1 protein-coding gene is annotated in these 605 nt (G+C 70.1%); it reads left to right on the forward strand.

Going from position 1 to position 605, the window contains the following annotated elements; translation table 11 throughout:
- Positions 1 to 79: 79 nt before the first annotated feature.
- Positions 80 to 605, forward strand: a 526-nt coding sequence (locus tag ACYU7Q_RS21850) for a dienelactone hydrolase family protein (protein ID WP_460611577.1), incomplete at its 3' end; no start/stop codon positions are given.

The following is a 605-nucleotide window of genomic DNA, read 5'->3' on the forward strand; positions in this document are numbered from 1 at the left end:
TGCTGTAGTCACGTTAACGTGTGGCCTCAGTGACACGGAAAGTTGACTTCTGTTCACTCCCGGATGGTTGAGTAGGGGGATGACCCAGACGCACACGGAGCACTACCAGCGTGAGGACGGCCGCGCGATCGAACTGACCTACGCCGAACCCGACAACGTGGTACGCGGCGGGCTGGTCGTGCTACACGAGGCGGACCGGGTCACCGACGGGGTGCGACTGCTGATCGCGAGCCTGGCCGCCGAGGGCTGGCTCGCGGCCGCGCCGCGGATCGACGGCGAAGCGGCGCGGGAGCAGGTGCTGGCCGCGACGGACATCACCCTCGCCTGGCTCGTGGACCGTGGGGTGCCCGTCGATCTGCTCGGAGTGGTCGGATTCGACCTTGGCGGTACGGCGGCGCTGATGGTGGCCGCGGACCGCATGCTCGGCGCGGCCGTGAGCGTCGGTGGCCAGGGCGGCAAGGAACTGGCTGCGCTGACGGAGATCGCGAGCCGGCTGAGCAGTCCGTGGCTCGGCATCTTCGGTGACGCGGGCGACGAACCGGCGGCGGCCGAGGTGGAGCTCCTGCGGGAGGCCGCGGCGAAGTCCGGCGCGGTGACGAACGTGG

Source organism: Hymenobacter terrigena, assembly GCF_054776515.1.